Raw genomic sequence first — 18,772 nt, 5'->3', positions numbered from 1 at the left:
ACTTGTTTTGTCGGCAGAGCTTGATATATAATAAGGTGATAGTTTAGTTTTTTAGTATAAAACGAAGGAAATTGAGGGATAAACATGGATCAACAGACCGGGACAAAATATAGTCTCATTTATACATATGGCTGTCAGATGAATCAAGCGGATTCGGAAAAATTAGAAGGACAGTTGCGCCAAGCTGGCTATGAAGCAACGGATTCGCAGGAGCAGGCTGATTTAATTTTGATAAATACTTGTTGTGTTAGAGAAAGCGCCGAAAAGAAAATCTACGGAAAAATTGGGGAGTTTAAACGCCTTAAGGCGTTAAATCCTAATTTGATTCTAGCAATTGCTGGCTGCATGGCCCAAAAGGATCGAGAAAAACTGTTAAAAAAAGCGCCTCATGTTGATCTTGTCTTAGGAACAAATAGCGCTGACCAGCTTGTTGCAGCGATCGAAAAAATCGAAACAACCAGAGAAAAAATTGTAGCCGTTTGGGAGCAATCGCCAGCCTTTGGGGAAGAAGGGCCAGCGGTACGTCATGGCCAGCTAAACGCCTGGGTACCTATTATGTACGGTTGCAATAATTTTTGCACCTATTGCATTGTCCCTTATGTGCGTGGACGGGAACGTAGTCGCCGACCGGAAGATATTCTAGCTGAAATTGCCGATTTGGGTCGTGATGGCTTTAAAGAAATTATGCTGCTGGGGCAAAACGTAAATTCCTATGGAAAAGATGCTGATTTTGGCTTTGACTTTGCGGATCTGCTTACCGCGGTGGATCAGGCCGGCTCTGTTCCAAGAGTTCGTTATATGACATCACATCCTCGCGACATGAACGAAAAGGTTATTGAAGCGATTGCATCAGGCAAAACTCTTTGCGAGCATTTTCATTTGCCCATTCAGTCTGGCAGCAATGAAATTATGCGTCGCATGAATCGAGGGTATACGCGCGACACCTATCGCAAGATTGTAGAAACAATTCGCCATAAGATTCCTCACGCGAGTCTTACGACCGATTTAATTGTAGGTTTTCCTGGCGAAACGGAAGAACTGTTTTTAGAAACCTTAGAATTTATTAAGGAAATTCAATTTGATGCGGCTTATACATTCTTGTACTCGAAACGTTCGGGAACGCCAGCAGCTACCTTTGATGAACAAGTGACATTAGATGTAAAAAAAGATAGACTAAACCGCCTGATGGAAGTACAAAATGAGGTCAGTCTCACTTTGAATCGAAAGCTAGAAGGCGAAGTCGTCGAAGTACTTGTGGAAGGTCCTAGTAAAAATGATCCAACTGTGTATACAGGACGTACGAGAACGAATAAAATTGTTCTTTGGGATAAGGGCGCTACGGAACAAGCTGGCGATTTTATTTCCGTAAAAATTGATAAAGCGCAAACTTGGGTACTTAAAGGAACCCGCATTGATTCTCTAAGTAAGTAGAGGAGACACATTATGGCTTATACACCAATGCTTGAACAATATCTTGCCGTCAAGGAGCAACATAAGGAAGAGATTCTTTTTTTTCGCCTTGGCGATTTTTATGAAATGTTTTTTGATGATGCGAAAGTGGCTTCGAGAGAACTGGAAATTACCCTTACAGGCCGCGATGGCGGAGGCGGTAATCGCATTCCCATGTGCGGCGTTCCTTACCATGCTGCGGATAATTATATTGCTAAATTAATTGCCAAGGGATATAAAGTTGCTATTTGCGAGCAAGTGGAGGATCCCAAAGCAGCGAAAGGCATTGTTCGTCGGGAAGTTACTAAAATTATTACAGCAGGTACATTGACGCAGGAAAGTTTGCTGAGTGACTTAAATAATAACTATTTGGCTGTACTTTACGAAAAAGACTTGACACTCGCCTTAGCCGCTGCTGATATATCAACAGGGGAGTGTTTCTGGGCGGCCTTCGATAGTGATGATCGTTATTCTGCCTGTTTTGACTTTCTCTATCGTCTAATGCCTTCAGAAATTATTTTCGCCAGTTCTTTGTTAGAAGAGAAGCAAGTACGAGCTTTTATGCAAGATCGTCTGACAGGTTGCACGGCATCGTCCTTTCAAGCTGCTGATACGACAGGCTGTCCTTTTGTTACGCAGCATTTTACCGTAGAAGAACACCCGGCTGATCGAACGGCACTCGAGGCGGTAGAATATTTACTAGCTTATTTGCATCACACGCTGAAAAATGATTGTTCCCATGTAAATCGTCTGACACAATATGAATTATCGGCTCATTTAATTCTTGACGCCTCGACGTTACGCAATCTAGAAATTACGCGCAATATGAAAGAAGGCGGAAAAAAAGGCACGTTGCTTTCCGTCCTTGATTTCACGCAGACGGCTATGGGCGGGCGTCTATTAAAACGTTGGCTCGAATATCCCCTGGTGCAACGAGAAAAAATTATGGAACGGCAAGATGCGGTAGCCGAATTCATCGAAGAAGCGGCTTTACGGCTAGAACTGCGTGAAGCGTTGCAAAATATTTACGATTTTGAAAGAATTTTGACACGGATTGAGGTCGGCACAGCCAATGCGAGGGACTTAAAGGCTCTTGGCGCCTCTTTGGCGGCATTGCCTGACTTGAAAAATTTATTGGCTCGTACGAGGTCGTCGCTGCTTATTCAAATTTATGAACAGCTGGATCTGCACGAATCGCTGGCGGCGCTGCTGGCAGCGGCTATTGTCGATGAGCCGCCGTTTTCCGTACGGGAAGGTGCGATGATACGAAGCGGCTATCATGAAGAACTTGATGCGTTGCGTCTTTTGGCAAAAGATAATCGTCAGTGGATTCAAGATGTTGAAACAAGAGAAAAAGAAGTCACTGGAATCAAAACCTTAAAAATTGGCTATAATAAAGTTTTTGGTTACTATATTGAAGTAAGCCGCGCCCAGTCGGGACTTGTACCACCTACGTATATGCGCAAGCAGACTTTGGCAAATGCCGAGCGCTATATTACGCCTGAGCTGAAGGAATACGAATCAAAAGTTCTCGGGGCGCAAGAAAAGATTGTGCAGATTGAGTATGAGCTTTTTTGCGAAATCCGTGAACAAATTAAAGCGTATATTCCGGCTATGCAGCTTTCAGCCAGACTGATTGCCGCCTGTGATACCCTGGCTAGCTTTGCTGAAGCGGCGCAGCGTTATCAATATATAAGACCAGCTTTATCGAAAGAAAAGCAAATTGTCATTCAAGATGGACGACATCCTGTTGTTGAACGGTTATTACGCGGGGAAATGTTTGTTCCTAATGATACTAAGCTGAACCACCGTGATCATGAAATGATTATCTTAACAGGGCCCAATATGGCTGGGAAATCAACTTATATGCGGCAAGTAGCGTTGCTTACTCTTATGGCTCAAGCGGGTAGTTTTATACCGGCGGCATCGGCGCAAATTTATCCTGTTGACCGTATTTTCACTCGTGTCGGTGCGAGTGATGATTTAGCTACAGGCCAAAGTACTTTTATGGTTGAAATGAGTGAAGTGGCTCATATTTTAAGCCATGCTACGAAGAACAGTTTAGTGATTCTTGATGAAATTGGTCGGGGGACAAGCACTTATGATGGTATGAGTATTGCTCGTTCCGTGATTGAATTCATGGAAGAAAAGATCCAAGCCTTTACGCTATTTGCTACGCATTATCATGAGCTGACTAGACTAGCGGAAGCGTCGCCGCGACTAAAGAATTATTCCATTGCTGTAAAAGAGCGGGGAAAAGATGTTATTTTTCTACGGCGCATTATTGCTGGCGGCGCTGATAAGAGTTATGGGATTCATGTAGCTCAGCTAGCCGGATTGCCTAAAAAGCTGATTGCGCGTGCTGAGGAGATTTTAAATGATATTGAACAGTGCCGACCAGAAATGGCTTTTGTCGCCGAAGAACCGCCAAAGAAAATAAAAGAGGCAGCGGCGCCTGTCTTAGATCTTTTTTCGCAAGCTGTGATAGAAGAGCTTTTGGCTGTTGATGTCATGTCCCTTACGCCGATCGAAGCCTTAAACCGCTTATATCAGCTACAGAATCAGGCCAAGGAGGAGGTGGGGCGCTAAATGCAGGAAGAAACGGTTGTACGGATTCTCGATGAAAATACAGCCAATAAAATTGCGGCAGGAGAAGTGGTGGAACGACCGGCTTCGATTGTCAAAGAGTTGATCGAAAACTCCCTTGACGCCCAAAGTACCATCATTGAAGTAGAAATTAAAGCAGGCGGCACGGAATTCATCCGTATTACCGACAATGGGCGAGGGATGAGCCAAGAAAACGCCCGTCTCGCTATTTTACGTCATGCTACAAGTAAAATTCGTTCTGCTGATGATCTATCGCAGCTTACATCACTCGGTTTTCGCGGCGAAGCTTTACCGAGTATTGCCGCGGTTTCTAATTTTACGCTGCTCACCAGACGACCTGGCGATGAACTCGGCACAAAAGTTGAGATTTCTGGTGGACAGCTGCTTGACGTCATCGAAGCGGGAACCTCTGTCGGCACCTCAGTCATAATAAAAGATTTATTTTTTAACACGCCGGCCAGACGTAAATTTTTAAAGACCGTAGCAACAGAAAGCTCGCAGATTCATGATATTGTCGGCAAACTTGCATTGTCCCATCCGCAGGTGTCGTTTAAGCTGATTAATCAACAGCGACTTGTTTTATCAACGCCGGGAACAGGCAAACTGTCTGATGCGGCAGCGAGTCTTTATGGTCATAAGATTGTTCCTGATATTTTGACAGTGGATTTTGCTTATGAAGGGATTGAAATTACCGGGATTGTAGCGAAACCAAATCTCATCAAAGGAACGCGGTCGTGGCAAACCTTCATTGTTAATGAGCGAGTCATTCAAAATCGGATGATGGCTAAAGCACTTGACAATGCCTATCACTCACTTTTGCCGAAATCAGGCTATCCGCTAGCTGTTTTATCTTTGAAAATTTCACCAGAAACAGTGGATGTTAATGTACATCCGCAAAAAGCGGAAATTAAATTTAGCAATGATCAGTTGATTTATCAGGCAGTATATCGTGCCGTAAAATCAGTTTTATTGAATCCAGGCTCGCTCATAGCGTCCGCAGCCAGTGCGCCAGAAATGTCACAGCACAGCACGGAAAAAATCCAACAAATTTCCTTTGAAAATATTGCTGCTATTCCTCACAGGAGTGAAGTTCGCGAAAGCTTTGGCGAGAATTGGCAGCCCTATCATGATGCCCCCGCTGCTGTTTCCTTTGCCGAAGCGCGGCAGGCGCTGCAAGAGCAGGATTCCTTTTCGCAGGAAACAGCGGCTATCGGAGCAGTTGCTAGGGAGGCAGACCGTGCTTCACAGACGGCAGCGGTTGCTGATTCGCCCCCGGCGGCTGAAGGCAGTGATTTTTCCGGTGAACTCTATCCACTAGGACAAGTAGATAACTGCTATATTATTGCCCAAGGCAATGATGGGCTGTATATTATTGATCAGCATGCAGCGCATGAACGCATTCTTTATGATAAAATGAGCAGTGCTGCCGATCGGATTCCTAGTCAACAACTGCTTGTGCCGCAATTATTGGATGTGCAGGAAGTAGAAGCCGACTTGATTCTTGATTATCAAGGACTTTTTTATGAACTTGGATTTTCCCTGGAAGCGGCGGGCCCTGCCACAATTCGTCTCTTAGAAGTTCCGGCTGATATTCATTCGGCTTATGCCGAGGCTTATATTCGCGATATTTTACAGCTGTTAGAAAGTGATACAAGGCCCACACCGCAAGCATTGCGTCATTCCTGCTTGCAGCTTGCCGCTTGTCATGGCGCCATTCGGGCTGGCGAACGACTCAATATGCGCCAAATGCAGGCTCTCATCGGCTCGCTTGTACAGACACAGCTGCCTTATGCCTGTCCTCACGGACGTCCCGCTATGATTCGTTTTACCCCACAGGATCTAAGTCGTTTTTTCAAACGAACCTAAAGATACCCTGGTAATAGATAATAGGTGGTTAGATGGTAACAGATATTTTCATTACAACAGGCCAGCGGCCGAATAATGATGTAGTTGATATGGCTGAATCGCTTGCGAAAGAGTGGAAAATTCCTTTTGTGCGGCGCGAAAAAGAATCGATCGAACAAATGTTCCTGAAAGCGCCGGCTATACTTGTTTGCACTAAAGAAGGACCTGTGCTGCATACTCCGGCAGGTGCTCATTCTTTTCATTTGAATTTAGCGTATTTACGTATAAAAAACCTAAAAAAAGGAAATCATGACCATATGATAACAGCGATGAATTTGCGGTCGGGACTTCGTTTGCTTGATTGTACGCTGGGATTGGCCACTGATGCGATTGTAGCGAGCTTTGCCCTTGGCGCAGTTGGTCAGGTAGTAGGCTTAGAAAGCGAAAAGGCTTTAGCTGCTGTAACAACATACGGACTTAAGCATTTTACAGCTGATGAACAGGATGTTACGCAGGCACTGCGCCAGATCACTGTTCAGGCTGCTTCTTACGAAACTTTTCTTAAAAGTCAGCCTGATAACTCTTTTGATGTAGTTTACTTTGATCCCATGTTTCGCCATCCGGTCACGAAAAGTTCTCAATTTAAACCACTACGTACTTTGGCGAATCCTTCGCCTTTATCGATAGAGGCCTTAGCTGAAGCCAAGCGTGTGGCGAAAGAACGTGTTGTTTTAAAAGAAACGCGAGGCAGCAGGGAATTTAGCCGACTGGGATTTACTGATTTTGTCGGCGGCCGCTATAGTCGCATTCAGTATGGTTTGTGGCAAAAGGCGGTGACATAAGTGAAACGGCTTATTGTGATTTTAGGCCCTACGGCTGTAGGTAAAACAAAGCTTAGTATTGAGCTGGCACAACGACTTAATACCGAAATTATTTCTGGCGACTCCATGTTGATTTATCGTGGTTTTGATATTGGTACGGCAAAGCCGACAGAAGCGGAAAAAGCGGGAATTCCCCATCATTTAATCGACATATTAGCGCCTGCTGACGAATATACTGTAGTAGACTTTCAAAAACAGGCAGCACTTTATATTGAAACACTCAATCATAACGGAAAAATTCCCATTTTAGCAGGCGGCACAGGGCTTTATGTTAAGGCTCTCCTGGAAAATTATCAGTTTCATGAGGCGCCAAGTGATGAAGCGTATCGCGCATACTTAACGGATTTAGCGGCTGAACAAGGAAATGAACATGTTCTCTCCCTGCTGGCTGCGGTGAATCCTCAGCTTGCTAGTCGGTATCATCCAAATGATTTACGCCGGATTATTCGTCAGCTTGAAATACATCATTTACAGGAGCAGGGAATTACTACGCCAGAGAAACAAGAACCAACAGAATCGAATCTTTGCTATGATGCGATAGTCATTGGACTGCAGATGGAGCGATCACTCTTATATGCACGGATCAATGAGCGGGTTACTGCAATGCTCGAAGCCGGTTGGGTGGAAGAAGTACGCCAGCTTTTGCAGCAAGGTTTGCCACGGGAGTGCCAAGCGCTCCAGGCGATTGGCTATAAAGAAGTTATTGCTTATCTTGATAGAGCTTTATCTTACGAGGAAATGGTGCGGCAGATTCAACAGACGACGCGCCATTTTGCCAAGCGTCAGCTTACTTGGTATCGGAAGATGCCTTACATTGAGTGGTTTGATCCAACTGAGCAGACAACGGAGCATTTAGTGGAAAAGATTTCCCAACGTATTGCACAAAAGTTTAATCTAAAGTAGAATAATAAGGTAAATACATTTCGGAGGGGTTGCGTCATGACAACAAAAGTAATCAATTTACAGGACAGCTTTCTAAATCAAGTACGCAAAGAAAACGTTCCTGTCATTATTTATCTTGTAAATGGCTTTCAACTGCGCGGGTCAGTCAGAGGTTTTGATAACTTTACCGTAATTATCGAAAACGAAGGCAAACAGCAGTTGGTCTATAAGCATGCGATCTCTACGATCACACCCTTCCGACCGATTACTTCCCTGCACAAAGACGAAACGAAAGAAGCCTTTAAAGCCGAAAGACAGCCGCAGCAATAAGTGTTTTCGTTTATTATAAGGCAAGCCTCAGACCGCCGTGGACTGGGGCTTTTGCTGTTTTTTACTAGTGTCATCAATTTGTCATATTTTTCGCCTATAATAATATACAAGAAATTATGATGACATATTATCAGTAAAGGAGTAGGAAGCATGAAACCATGGATGAAACGTTGCGTTATTCCTGTTTTAGGAATTTGTCTCGGCGGGTCTATTGTCTTAAACTATGTACAGGCAGCGCCGACAATGAACAATCTAACAAATGTTCCTGCTGTCAGTCAAACCCCTTCTGACGCTCGTAATACTTATGTGGTGCAGGCTGTAAAATCAGTAGGGCCTGCCGTCGTTGGCATTACGAATAAAGCCTATATGCGGGATAATTTTGATCAAAAGGTTCTTGTGGAGCAGGGGGTTGGTTCTGGCGTTATTTTTGATTCTAGCGGCTATATTGTGACAAATTACCATGTTGTCGAAGGAGCCCAAGATATTACAGTTTCCCTAACAGATGGACGTACGCTTCCCGGCAAGGTGCTTGGTTCTGATCCAGCTACAGATTTAGCTTTAGTAAAAGTAGATGCGGCGAATCTGCCTGCTGTCACCTTTGGTAATTCTGATGCTATTCAGGTAGGCGAACCGGCAATTGCCATCGGCAATCCACTCGGTCTCGAATTTCGTGGCAGTGTTACTGTCGGTGTAATCAGCGCTTTGAATCGTACCATTGAAGTGGGGGACCGTAAATTTAAATTGATTCAAACCGATGCGGCAATTAATCCCGGAAACTCAGGCGGCGCTCTTGTGAATGCCGATGGTGAAGTCATCGGCATCAATAGTGCAAAAATATCAGCAAATGGCGTAGAAGGGATGGGTTTCTCCATTCCGATCAATTCGGTACGACCCATTCTGGAGTCTCTTGTTGATAAAGGCAAAGTATCAAGAGCCTATCTTGGCATTGGTATTGTGGATCAAAATTCCGCAGCGCGCTATGGGTTGTCCGTAGAGCTTGATCATGGCGTATATGTGGCTCGGCTTGAAAAAAATGGCCCTGCTGCCCAAGGCGGTATGCAAGAGGGCGATCTCATTACCAAAATTAATGGAACAGAAGTCAATTCAGTAGCTGACTTAAGAACAGCCCTTGATGCAGTTCCCGTCGGCAGTGAAGTGACGCTCACCGTAGAGCGAAATGGACGCCAGCGGACTATGAAAATAACGGTTCAGGAAATGCCTGGTTAAGAGAGGAGTATTTTATGCCACAACTTTTATTTCGCTGTATCGAAATAGATGAATTAAAAAAAATTAGCCGTCCGCTTGTGGACGAGTTAACGTCAATAATTGGTTGTCCTCGCGACTATTTTACCTTGGATTATTGTCATACAACACGGATTGTCGATGGGGAAACTGCCAAAGGGAATCCCCTAGTGCAGGTGAATTGGTTTGCTAGAGGGCAAGAGATTCAGGATTTGGCAGCTCAGGCGATTGATAAACACCTTCGACAAGCTGGCTATGACCAAATTGAGGTTTATTTTGTCGAGCTTTCAGAAGTAAATTATTATGAGCAGGGAAATCATTATTAAAGGAAACCCGGAAGCTGCTGAAGCGCTTCCGGGTTTCCTTACTGAGTTGACATTTTTCGCCTATTCCGCTATATTAAAAATAATGTGTTGATTCTGGATAAAGGTGAGGTTCTTAAATTATGTCTGTACTTGATATACTAAAAGAGCGGGGTTATGTGCAACAACTAACCCACGAAGAAGAAATTACAAAACTGTTAGCAGAAGAAAAAATTACTTTTTATATTGGTTTTGACCCCACAGCAGATAGTTTGCATGTGGGACATTTTCTCGGAATGATGGTTATGGCTCATATGCAGCAGCATGGTCATCGTCCGGTCTGCCTAATTGGCGGCGGTACGGCTATGGTTGGCGACCCGTCTGGTAAAACTGATATGCGGAAAATGATGACTAAGGAAACCATTCGTCATAATGGGGAACAATTTAAACAGCAAATGGCCCGTTTTATTGATTTTAGCGATGGTAAAGCTTTAATGATGAACAATGCCGACTGGTTATTGGAGCTCAATTATGTCGAAATGCTGCGCGATATTGGCGCTCATTTCTCTGTAAACCGCATGCTGACAGCTGAGTGTTTTAAGCAACGTTTAGAAAAAGGTCTTTCCTTTCTTGAATTTAATTATATGTTGATGCAAGCCTATGACTTTTTGGAACTGAATCATCGTTGCAACTGCGTAATGCAAATGGGCGGCGATGACCAATGGTCTAATATTTTAGCAGGCGCTGATCTGATCCGTCGAAAAGAAAGCAAGCCTGCCTATGGCTTAACTTTTACTCTTTTAACCAAGAGCGATGGCAAAAAAATGGGGAAAACTGAAAATGGTGCACTCTGGCTTGATCCGGAAAAAACGTCGCCTTATGATTTTTACCAGTACTGGCGTAATGTAGATGATGCCGATGTAGAAAAATGCCTGTCGCTACTCACGTTCTTACCGATGGATGAAGTAAGACGTCTTGGCGCTTTGCGCGATAAGGAAATCAATGTGGCCAAAAAGGCACTTGCTTTTGAAGTAACAAAACTGGTTCATGGCGAAGCTGAGGCCGAGAAAGCCCAGCAGGCGGCAGAAGCTCTTTTCGGTGGCCAAGGGGCGCTTGATAATGCGCCGACTGTGACGATTACTGCCGCTTTACTTGGTACGAAGCTGCTTGATATTTTGGCAAGCACAGGTATTGTAGCAACAAAAGGGGAAGGACGCCGGCTGATGCAGCAAGGTGGACTCTACGTAGGGGATCAAAAGGTAACCGACCTTGATTTTGTGCTCACAGCGGATCTGTTGACAGAACAGAGTGTATTGATTCGCAAAGGGAAAAAATCCTATCACCGTATTGTGATCGAAGGCTAACATAAAAAAGTAAAACGACAAGAAGCTGCCATTTAGCGCAGCTTCTTTTTTATGAGAATTTGCAGGGAATTCCCGCGGAAAATCGAGGGAATTCCCTGCAATACTTTTATTCGGCAAAATATTACAATGAATTTGAATACTAATTATTTTAAGGAGGATCTATTATTGTGTCAACTTATAAGTTGAAGGTATGGAATCCTGAAGATCCCGACTTTTGGAATCAGCAGGGGAAGAAGATTGCGTCAAGAAATTTGTGGATTTCCGTAACGGCTTTATTATTATCATTTTGTATTTGGATGTTATGGTCGGCTGTAGCTGTCAATTTGAACAGTGTAGGATTTCATTTTACAAGTGATCAGCTATTCAGCTTAGCCGCTTTGCCGGGGTTTTCCGGAGCAACTCTGCGAATTTTTTATGCTTTTGCCGTACCTGTTTTTGGCGGTAGAAATTGGACAATCGTCAGTACAGCATCACTGTTAATTCCAACTATCGGAATTGGATTTGCTGTACAAGATCCTACTACAAGCTATACGACGATGGTTATACTTGCCATTTTATGTGGTTTTGGCGGCGGTAACTTTGCTTCTTCAATGGGAAACATCAATTCTTTTTTTCCGAAAAAGCAGCGGGGAACGGCCTTAGGAATTAACGGCGGCTTAGGGAATTTAGGGGTTAGCGTCATGCAGTTTCTTGTCCCATTAATTATTACCACAGGCTTACTTGGCGGTCAGCCGCAAACCTTTGTTAAGGAAGGAATTACGAAGACTATTTGGCTGCAAAATGCTGCGTTTATCTGGGTCATTCCCATTCTCCTCACAACAGTTGCGGCTTATTTCGGTATGAATAATTTAGAGACGGCTAAGGCTTCAGTAAAAGAACAACTCGTCATTTTTCAAAATAAACATACTTTTATTATGAGCTTTATCTATACGATGGCTTTTGGCTCTTTTATCGGCTACGCAGCCGTATTTCCCTTATTAATAAAAATTCAATTTGCCGGGATTGATCCATTAAAATATGCTTTTCTCGGTCCGCTTGTTGGTGCTTTATTTCGTCCCATCGGCGGTTGGGCTGCTGACCGCTTTGGCGGGGCCAAAGTAACTTTTTGGTCCATTGCGGTGATGATTGGCGCAACCTTTGCTGTCATTTACTTTATGCACATAGAGAATTTCTTATTTTTCTTTCTCACAGCGCTCATCTTATTTGTTATGACAGGGATTTCTAGCGGTTCAGCTTTTGGCATGCTGCCTAAGATTTTTACGACAAAAGACGCTGCTCCAGCTATTGGCTTTGTATCAGCAGTTGCGGCTTACGGCGCTTATTTTGTGCCGCAGGCCTTTGGTTTATCCATGAAAATGACAGGATCAGCTGATAGCGCGTTGTATCTGTTTATTGGCGCTTATATCGTTAGTTTACTTGTCATCTGGTATTTTTACAGTCGTAAGAATGCAAGAATATGCTGTTAATAAGGAGGCGAAAGTATGCAAGACGGACATCCTTTGAAGAAAAAACTTACATTTTTTAAAGAAATCGCCAAATATAATGGCGGTTGGTCTCAGGAAGAAGTGAAAGATCGTAGTAGCGAAGATCTTTACCGACAGCGCTGGCAGTACGACAAAGAAGTGCGCACGACTCATGGCGTAAACTGTACAGGCTCTTGCAGTTGGAAGGTTTTTGTGAAAAATGGCTTAATTACCTGGGAGAATCAACAAACTAATTATCCTTCTACTGGTCCTGACATGCCGGAGTTTGAGCCTCGTGGCTGTCCGCGCGGCGCTAGTTTTTCTTGGTACGTATATAGTCCATTGCGGGTGAAGTATCCCTATATTCGTCGCCAACTGCTAGCCTTATGGCGCGAAGCCAAAGAAAAAAACACCGGAAATCTGATTGCAGCCTGGCAATCGATTGTTGAAGATCCTAATAAAAGTAAAACCTATAAGTCCGCTCGTGGCAAAGGCGGTTTTTTACGTTCTTCTTGGGAAGAAGTAAATGAACTGATTAGCGCTATGATGCTTTATACGATCCAAGCCTATGGGCCTGACCGTTTAGCTGGATTTACGCCAATTCCAGCTATGTCTATGGTCAGCTATGCAGCAGGGGCAAGATTTTTATCGCTAGTTGGCGCACCCATGCTTAGTTTTTATGACTGGTATGCCGATTTGCCGCCAGCATCGCCGCAGGTATGGGGGGAACAAACGGATGTGCCGGAAAGCGGCGACTGGTATAATGCGGGGTATTTGATGATGTGGGGTTCCAATATTCCTTTAACTCGGACGCCTGACGCTCATTTTATGACGGAGGTGCGCTATAAGGGCACGAAAGTGGTAGCGGTAAGCCCAGATTATGCGGAAAACGTAAAGTTTGCCGATCATTGGCTCGCCGTGCAGCCTGGTTCTGACGCAGCTTTGGCGCAGGCTATGACGCATGTTATTTTAAAAGAGTTTTATGTAGAACGACAAGAAGCTTATTTTTTAGATTACGCCAAACAGTTTACGGATTTACCTTTTCTTATTCTATTAGAAGAGAAATCAGAGCAAACCTACGGACTAGGGCGGTTTTTACGGGAAAGCGACTTTGATAAAGCTGATAAACATAGCGAATGGAAACCGCTTATTTGGGATGATATCACCGAAAAGGCTGTTGTGCCTAAAGGTACAATAGGTCAACGCTGGGATGGTAACGGTCAGTGGAATTTGAAACTGGAAGATGAAGCAGGCGAAAAGATTGCACCGCGGCTTACCTTATTAGGAGCTGAAGATACAACCGTTTCCGTAGAATTTCCTGAGTTTTCCTCTTATGAGTCTACTTTATTTCAGCGTGCTGTTCCGGCAAAGAGGATTCGTATGGGTCAAAAAGAACTGACTGTTACAACTGTCTATGATCTTATGTTGGCTCAATACGGCATTGATCGCGGTCTGGCGGGAAATTACCCCCAAAATTATTATGAAACTGCTCCTTATACGCCTGCTTGGCAGCAAGAACATACGGGTATCGATCCTGAGCTAGTCATTCAAATTGCTCGAGAGTTTGCTAAAAATGCCGCCGTTACGAAAGGTCGTTCCATGATCATCATGGGGGCGGGCATTAATCACTGGTTTAATGGTGATACGATTTATCGCGCTATATTGAATCTCGTTATTTTGACAGGATCGCAAGGCGTCAATGGCGGCGGGTGGGCCCATTATGTCGGCCAGGAAAAATGCCGTCCCATTGAAGGCTGGGGAACGATTGCCTTTGCTCGCGATTGGTCGATGCCGCCTCGATTGCAAAATGCTACTTCGTTTTATTACTTTGCTACCAATCAATGGCAGTATGAAACGCACGGTATGGATACGCTTAAGTCTGCTGCGGTAGAAAAAACGCGCTATCGCCATCCTGCCGACTACAACGTCTTAGCGGCGCGGCTTGGCTGGCTGCCCTCTTATCCGCAATTTGATAAAAATTCACTGAACCTTGTGCAAGAAGCGCAGCAGCAGGGCGCTGAGTCAAACGAAGACATTGTAAAATATACCGTAGATGCTTTGAAAAGCAAAAAACTTCATTTTGCTGTGGAAAATCCCAATCAAAAGGAGAATTTTCCGCGGGGACTTTTTGTCTGGCGTTCTAATTTGATTTCGAGTTCCGGCAAAGGTCATGAATATTTTCTAAAACATTTACTGGGAGCATCCCACGGCTTATTAGCAGAGCCGAATGAAAGGATGAAACCGGAAGAAATCGCTTGGGAGAATGCCGAGGAAGGGAAGCTCGATTTACTAATTGATCTTGATTTTCGTATGGCTGGTACGGCGCTGTACTCTGATATTGTGCTGCCTGCCGCCACTTGGTATGAAAAGACCGATTTGAGCAGTACGGATATGCATCCTTTTGTCCATCCCTTTAATCCGGCAATTAATCCGCCCTGGGAAGCCCAGTCCGATTGGGATATTTTTAAGAATTTAGCCAAGACTTTTTCTGCTATGGCCAAAGAGTATGTACCGGAGGCAATCAAAGATCTTGTCGCCGTACCGCTCATGCACGATTCACCGGGAGAAATTGCTCAACCGCTGGGAAAGGTACAGGATTGGAGCAAGGGAGAAGTAGAGGCCATTCCCGGAAAAACCATGCCGAATCTGGTGCTAGTCGAGCGGGATTACAAAGAGGTTTACCATAAATTTATTTCATTAGGACCGTTAGTTGAGAAAAACGCTTTAGGTGCTCATGGAATTTCCTACTCGGCGAAAGAAGCAGTAGACGAATTGAAAAAGTCCAGCGGCGAAATTACTTTGCCAGGAGCGGCGCTGGGCCGACCTGACTTATCTACAGCCCGCAAGGCGGCTGATACGATTCTAGCTCTATCAAGTGCTACCAATGGCGATTTGGCCATGAAAGCTTGGGCGGACGGAGAGAAAAAGACTGGTGTTACGCTTCGTGATATCAGCGCTGGTCGAGCTGGTGAAAAGATCACCTTTGATGATATTACAGCGCAGCCGCGCAAAGTGATTCCCACGCCTGTATTTACCGGCTCCAACCAAGGCAATAAACGGTATTCGCCCTTTACGACAAGCATCGAACGGCTTATGCCGTTTCGCACACTTACAGGAAGACAACATTTTTATCTAGACCATGAAATCATCTTAGAGTTCGGCGAAGCTTTACCTGTATATAAACCAACATTATCGCCGCTAGTCTTTTCTGATTTAGAAAAGAAACCAGAACAAGCAAAAGAAGAAATCGTTCTGCGCTATCTCACTCCCCATGGCAAATGGAATATTCACAGCACCTATCAAGATAATCTCCATATGTTGACGTTATTCCGCGGGGGGCCCCATGTCTGGCTGAATCATCAGGACGCTGCGAAAGCCGGTTTAGCTGACAATGATTGGGTAGAAGTATATAACCGCAATGGCGTGGTGGCAGCTAGAGCTGTAATCAGTCATCGCATGCCGCGAGGCACTCTCTATATGTACCATGCGCAGGATCGGCATATTAATGTTCCCGGGTCGGTGATTACGGGGGAACGGGGCGGTACGCACAATAGTCCCACGCGGATTCATGTGAAACCAACACAATGTATTGGCGGCTACGGCCAACTGAGTTACGGTTTTAACTACTATGGCCCCATCGGCAATCAGCGGGATATTTATGTAGCTGTCCGCAAGTTAAAGGAGGTCGCTTGGCTTGAAGATTAAAGCGCAAATTGCCATGGTTATCAATTTAGATAAGTGCATTGGTTGTCATACTTGTAGCGTAACTTGCAAAAATACCTGGACAAATCGCCGCGGCGCCGAATATATGTGGTTTAATAACGTAGAAACGAGGCCAGGCGAAGGTTATCCAAAAGCGTGGGCAGATCAAGAGAAGTATCAAGGCGGCTGGGAACTAAAAAACGGCAGCCTGGCTTTAAAGAGCGGCGGTCGTTTGCAAAAACTACTGTTTCGGCTATTTTATAACCCCGATCTGCCTACACTAGAAGATTACTATGAACCATGGACTTACAACTATGATTCACTGATTCATAGCGGATCCAAGCGTCACCAACCTGTAGCTAGACCGGAATCGGTTATTACCGGTCAGAAAATGAATCTTACGCAAGGCCCGAACTGGGATGATGATTTGGCCGGGACTCCGTTTACTGGCCCCAGTGATCCAATCGTCAAGAAATTGCAGGAAAAAATTCGCTTTGAATTTGAAGAAACTTTTATGGCCTACTTACCGCGTTTGTGCGAGCATTGTCTCAATCCTGGCTGCGTCGCTTCCTGCCCCTCCGGTGCCATTTATAAACGGGAAGAAGACGGAATTGTTCTGGTAGATCAGACTGCTTGCCGCAGTTGGCGCTTATGTATTTCCGGCTGCCCTTATAAAAAGATTTATTTCAATTGGAAGACCTATAAAGCGGAAAAATGTATTTTTTGTTTTCCTCGCATTGAAAATGGCCAGCCAACGATTTGTTCAGAAACATGTTCCGGTCGGGTTCGCTATCTTGGCGTAATTCTCTATGACGCCGATCAAGTACAAGCTGTTGCTTTAAAATCAGATGAGCAGCTTTATGAAGCGCAGAAAAACATTTTCCTTGATCCGACCGTTCCCGCGATTATTAAAGCGGCAAGAGAGGCGGGAATTCGGGAAGACTGGCTGAAGGCTGCACAAAAATCACCCGTTTATGATTTAGCCGTCCGCTATGGCGTGGCTTTACCGCTGCATCCAGAGTTTCGGACTTTGCCGATGGTTTGGTACATTCCACCGCTCAGTCCGATTATAAGTGCCCTGCATCACGAACAAGACGCAGCACCGGCCTTTTTCGCCGAACTCTCCGCTATGCGGATTCCCATGACCTATCTTGCGCAATTATTAACAGGCGGCAATCTCACAGCTGTGGAGAGCGCGTTAAGCAAGCTTTTAGCCATGCGTTCAGCGATGCGTTCTATTTCTTTGCAGGAGCCTGTCGATCAAGAGCTGCTTCGCGCTGCCGATTTAAAAGTTGAGGATATCGAGCCTTTATATCGACTTTTGGCTATTGCGAAATATGACGATCGTTTTGTTGTGCCAACAGCTAAACGAGAAGAAAGCAGCGCATCACTCTATGAGCAACAGGGAAGCTGTGGCTTCTGTCAGAATATGCAAGGAGGTGGACGCCGTGGATAAAGCAGCGTTGGCGCTGATTATCCCCTTGTTGCAGTATCCTGAGGGGCGAGGCGAAATATTTAGACAAACCGCGCAGGAAGCTGCAAGTCTAACCGACAGTGAAGTTTCGAAAAATTTGCTTGCTTTTTTACAAGCTTGCGAGGCGTTTCAAACAGACGAACTTGCGGCAAATTATGTGAGCACTTTCGATTTTAATGAACAAACAAGTTTGTATCTCACTGCCTTGTTATTTGGTGATGAGCGAAAACGAATTGAAGTACTTACTGCCTTAAAGGGCATTTATCTACAGTCCGGCTTGGCCTTAGACGAGACGGAACTGCCAGACTATTTACCGGCCCTATTGGAATTTTGCTGCGCCGCTGAAGAAAGTAAAGCGAAGGAAGCTTTACAGTTGGTACAAGGTGCAATTGAGCTGCTATATCAGCGCTTGGCAGAAGCGAAAAGTTTTTACAAAGAATTATTCGCAGCTCTAGTGATCGCTTTAGAGAAAACGGATACAACATTGCCTGTAGGAGGTGTTTTATGAATTTTGTAGAACAATTCTTATGGATCTTATATCCCTATATCGCTTTGACTTTGTTTGTAGTAGGTCATATCTATCGTTATAGCTCTGACCCCTTAGGCTGGACAGCCCAATCGAGTCAGCTATTAGAACAGAAAAAGTTGAAATGGGGAAGTTTCCTCTTTCATTTTGGAATTGTAGCGGTATTAGGCGGTCATATTGCCGGGCTTCTAGTTCCAAAAGCTTTTTTTGACGGAATTGGTATTTCCAATGAATTATATCATCTAGGCGCTATCTACGGCGGCGGCCCGGTAGGTTTGATTGCTTTTGCCGGAATGGTTTTACTTGCTTTGCGTCGCTTTGGGAATGATCGAATTTTAGCGGTAAGTTCGGTTAGCGATCGTCTGATCGTTTTGCTGTTGCTAGGTGAGATTTTACTAGGTATAGGTGCTACTTTTAGTAATTTATTTGATGCGAGCCATTTTGATTATCGTCAAACAATTGCGCCATGGTTTCGAAGTCTCTTTATCTTTTGCCCTGATAGCACCCTTATGTCTTCTGTTCCATGGATATTTAAGTTGCACATTTTAGCAGGATTTTTTATTTTCGCTTTGTGGCCTTTCACGCGTCTTGTTCATGTCTGGAGCCTACCTGTTGAATACTTACAGCGAGCTTATATTCAGTACTGGCGTCGATGATGCAAGAAAAGCGGGCTTGGCCGATAAATTTTAATGGCTTGGAGCATCT

General features: G+C 44.5%; 14 protein-coding genes. All 14 read left to right on the top strand.

Annotated elements, in window-relative coordinates; all coding sequences use genetic code 11:
* Positions 1-84 precede the first annotated feature (84 nt).
* The 14 genes from miaB (at position 85) to narI (ending at position 18,723) form a co-directional block, all read left to right on the top strand.
* The gene (gene miaB / locus AC0NJP_RS03415; protein WP_474698777.1) at positions 85-1,431 is read left to right on the top strand and encodes a tRNA (N6-isopentenyl adenosine(37)-C2)-methylthiotransferase MiaB; all 1,347 of its coding nucleotides are present in this window, start codon (positions 85-87) and stop codon (positions 1,429-1,431) included.
* Positions 1,432-1,443: 12 nt separating this feature from the next.
* A complete protein-coding gene (mutS, locus tag AC0NJP_RS03410) occupies positions 1,444-4,038 on the top strand; it encodes a DNA mismatch repair protein MutS (protein WP_474698776.1) in 2,595 nt (864 codons plus the stop codon).
* Positions 4,039-5,922, top strand: a complete 1,884-nt coding sequence (gene mutL / locus AC0NJP_RS03405) for a DNA mismatch repair endonuclease MutL (protein ID WP_474698775.1) — start codon at positions 4,039-4,041, stop codon at positions 5,920-5,922.
* Between the two features lie 32 nt (positions 5,923-5,954).
* Positions 5,955-6,743 (top strand): class I SAM-dependent methyltransferase, encoded by a 789-nt coding sequence (locus AC0NJP_RS03400; protein WP_474698774.1) that lies wholly within the window; start codon positions 5,955-5,957, stop codon positions 6,741-6,743.
* Entirely contained in the window at positions 6,744-7,685 is a 942-nt protein-coding gene (gene miaA, locus AC0NJP_RS03395) for a tRNA (adenosine(37)-N6)-dimethylallyltransferase MiaA (protein WP_474698773.1), read from the top strand.
* Positions 7,686-7,721: 36 nt separating this feature from the next.
* Entirely contained in the window at positions 7,722-7,994 is a 273-nt protein-coding gene (hfq, locus tag AC0NJP_RS03390; protein ID WP_474038607.1) for an RNA chaperone Hfq, read from the top strand.
* Between the two features lie 150 nt (positions 7,995-8,144).
* Positions 8,145-9,221 (top strand): S1C family serine protease, encoded by a 1,077-nt coding sequence (locus tag AC0NJP_RS03385; RefSeq protein WP_474038606.1) that lies wholly within the window; start codon positions 8,145-8,147, stop codon positions 9,219-9,221.
* A 14-nt stretch (positions 9,222-9,235) separates the two neighbouring features.
* Positions 9,236-9,562: a DUF1904 family protein gene (locus AC0NJP_RS03380; protein ID WP_474698772.1), complete on the top strand. Its 327-nt coding sequence runs from the start codon at positions 9,236-9,238 to the stop codon at positions 9,560-9,562.
* Between the two features lie 119 nt (positions 9,563-9,681).
* Positions 9,682-10,902 carry a tyrosine--tRNA ligase gene (gene tyrS, locus AC0NJP_RS03375; RefSeq protein ID WP_474698771.1) on the top strand — a complete coding sequence of 407 codons (1,221 nt, stop codon included), beginning with the start codon at positions 9,682-9,684 and terminating at the stop codon, positions 10,900-10,902.
* Positions 10,903-11,069: 167 nt separating this feature from the next.
* A complete protein-coding gene (locus tag AC0NJP_RS03370) occupies positions 11,070-12,368 on the top strand; it encodes an MFS transporter (RefSeq protein ID WP_474698770.1) in 1,299 nt (432 codons plus the stop codon).
* A gap of 15 nt (positions 12,369-12,383) precedes the next feature.
* Positions 12,384-16,070 carry a nitrate reductase subunit alpha gene (locus AC0NJP_RS03365; protein ID WP_474698769.1) on the top strand — a complete coding sequence of 1,229 codons (3,687 nt, stop codon included), beginning with the start codon at positions 12,384-12,386 and terminating at the stop codon, positions 16,068-16,070.
* Positions 16,060-17,523, top strand: coding sequence for a nitrate reductase subunit beta (gene narH, locus AC0NJP_RS03360; protein ID WP_474698768.1), 1,464 nt, complete (start codon positions 16,060-16,062; stop codon positions 17,521-17,523). Before AC0NJP_RS03365 ends, narH begins: the two co-directional genes overlap by 11 nt.
* Positions 17,516-18,049: a nitrate reductase molybdenum cofactor assembly chaperone gene (gene narJ, locus AC0NJP_RS03355; RefSeq protein WP_474698767.1), complete on the top strand. Its 534-nt coding sequence runs from the start codon at positions 17,516-17,518 to the stop codon at positions 18,047-18,049. Before narH ends, narJ begins: the two co-directional genes overlap by 8 nt.
* Positions 18,046-18,723: a respiratory nitrate reductase subunit gamma gene (gene narI / locus AC0NJP_RS03350; protein WP_474698766.1), complete on the top strand. Its 678-nt coding sequence runs from the start codon at positions 18,046-18,048 to the stop codon at positions 18,721-18,723. The genes narJ and narI overlap by 4 nt, the downstream gene beginning before the upstream one ends.
* The last annotated feature ends 49 nt before the right edge of the window (positions 18,724-18,772 follow it).

The organism is Pelorhabdus sp. sgz311002, from assembly GCF_056134285.1.
The sequence above is the reverse complement of the archived record's forward strand: the minus strand, read 5'-3'. Positions and strand labels throughout refer to the sequence as shown.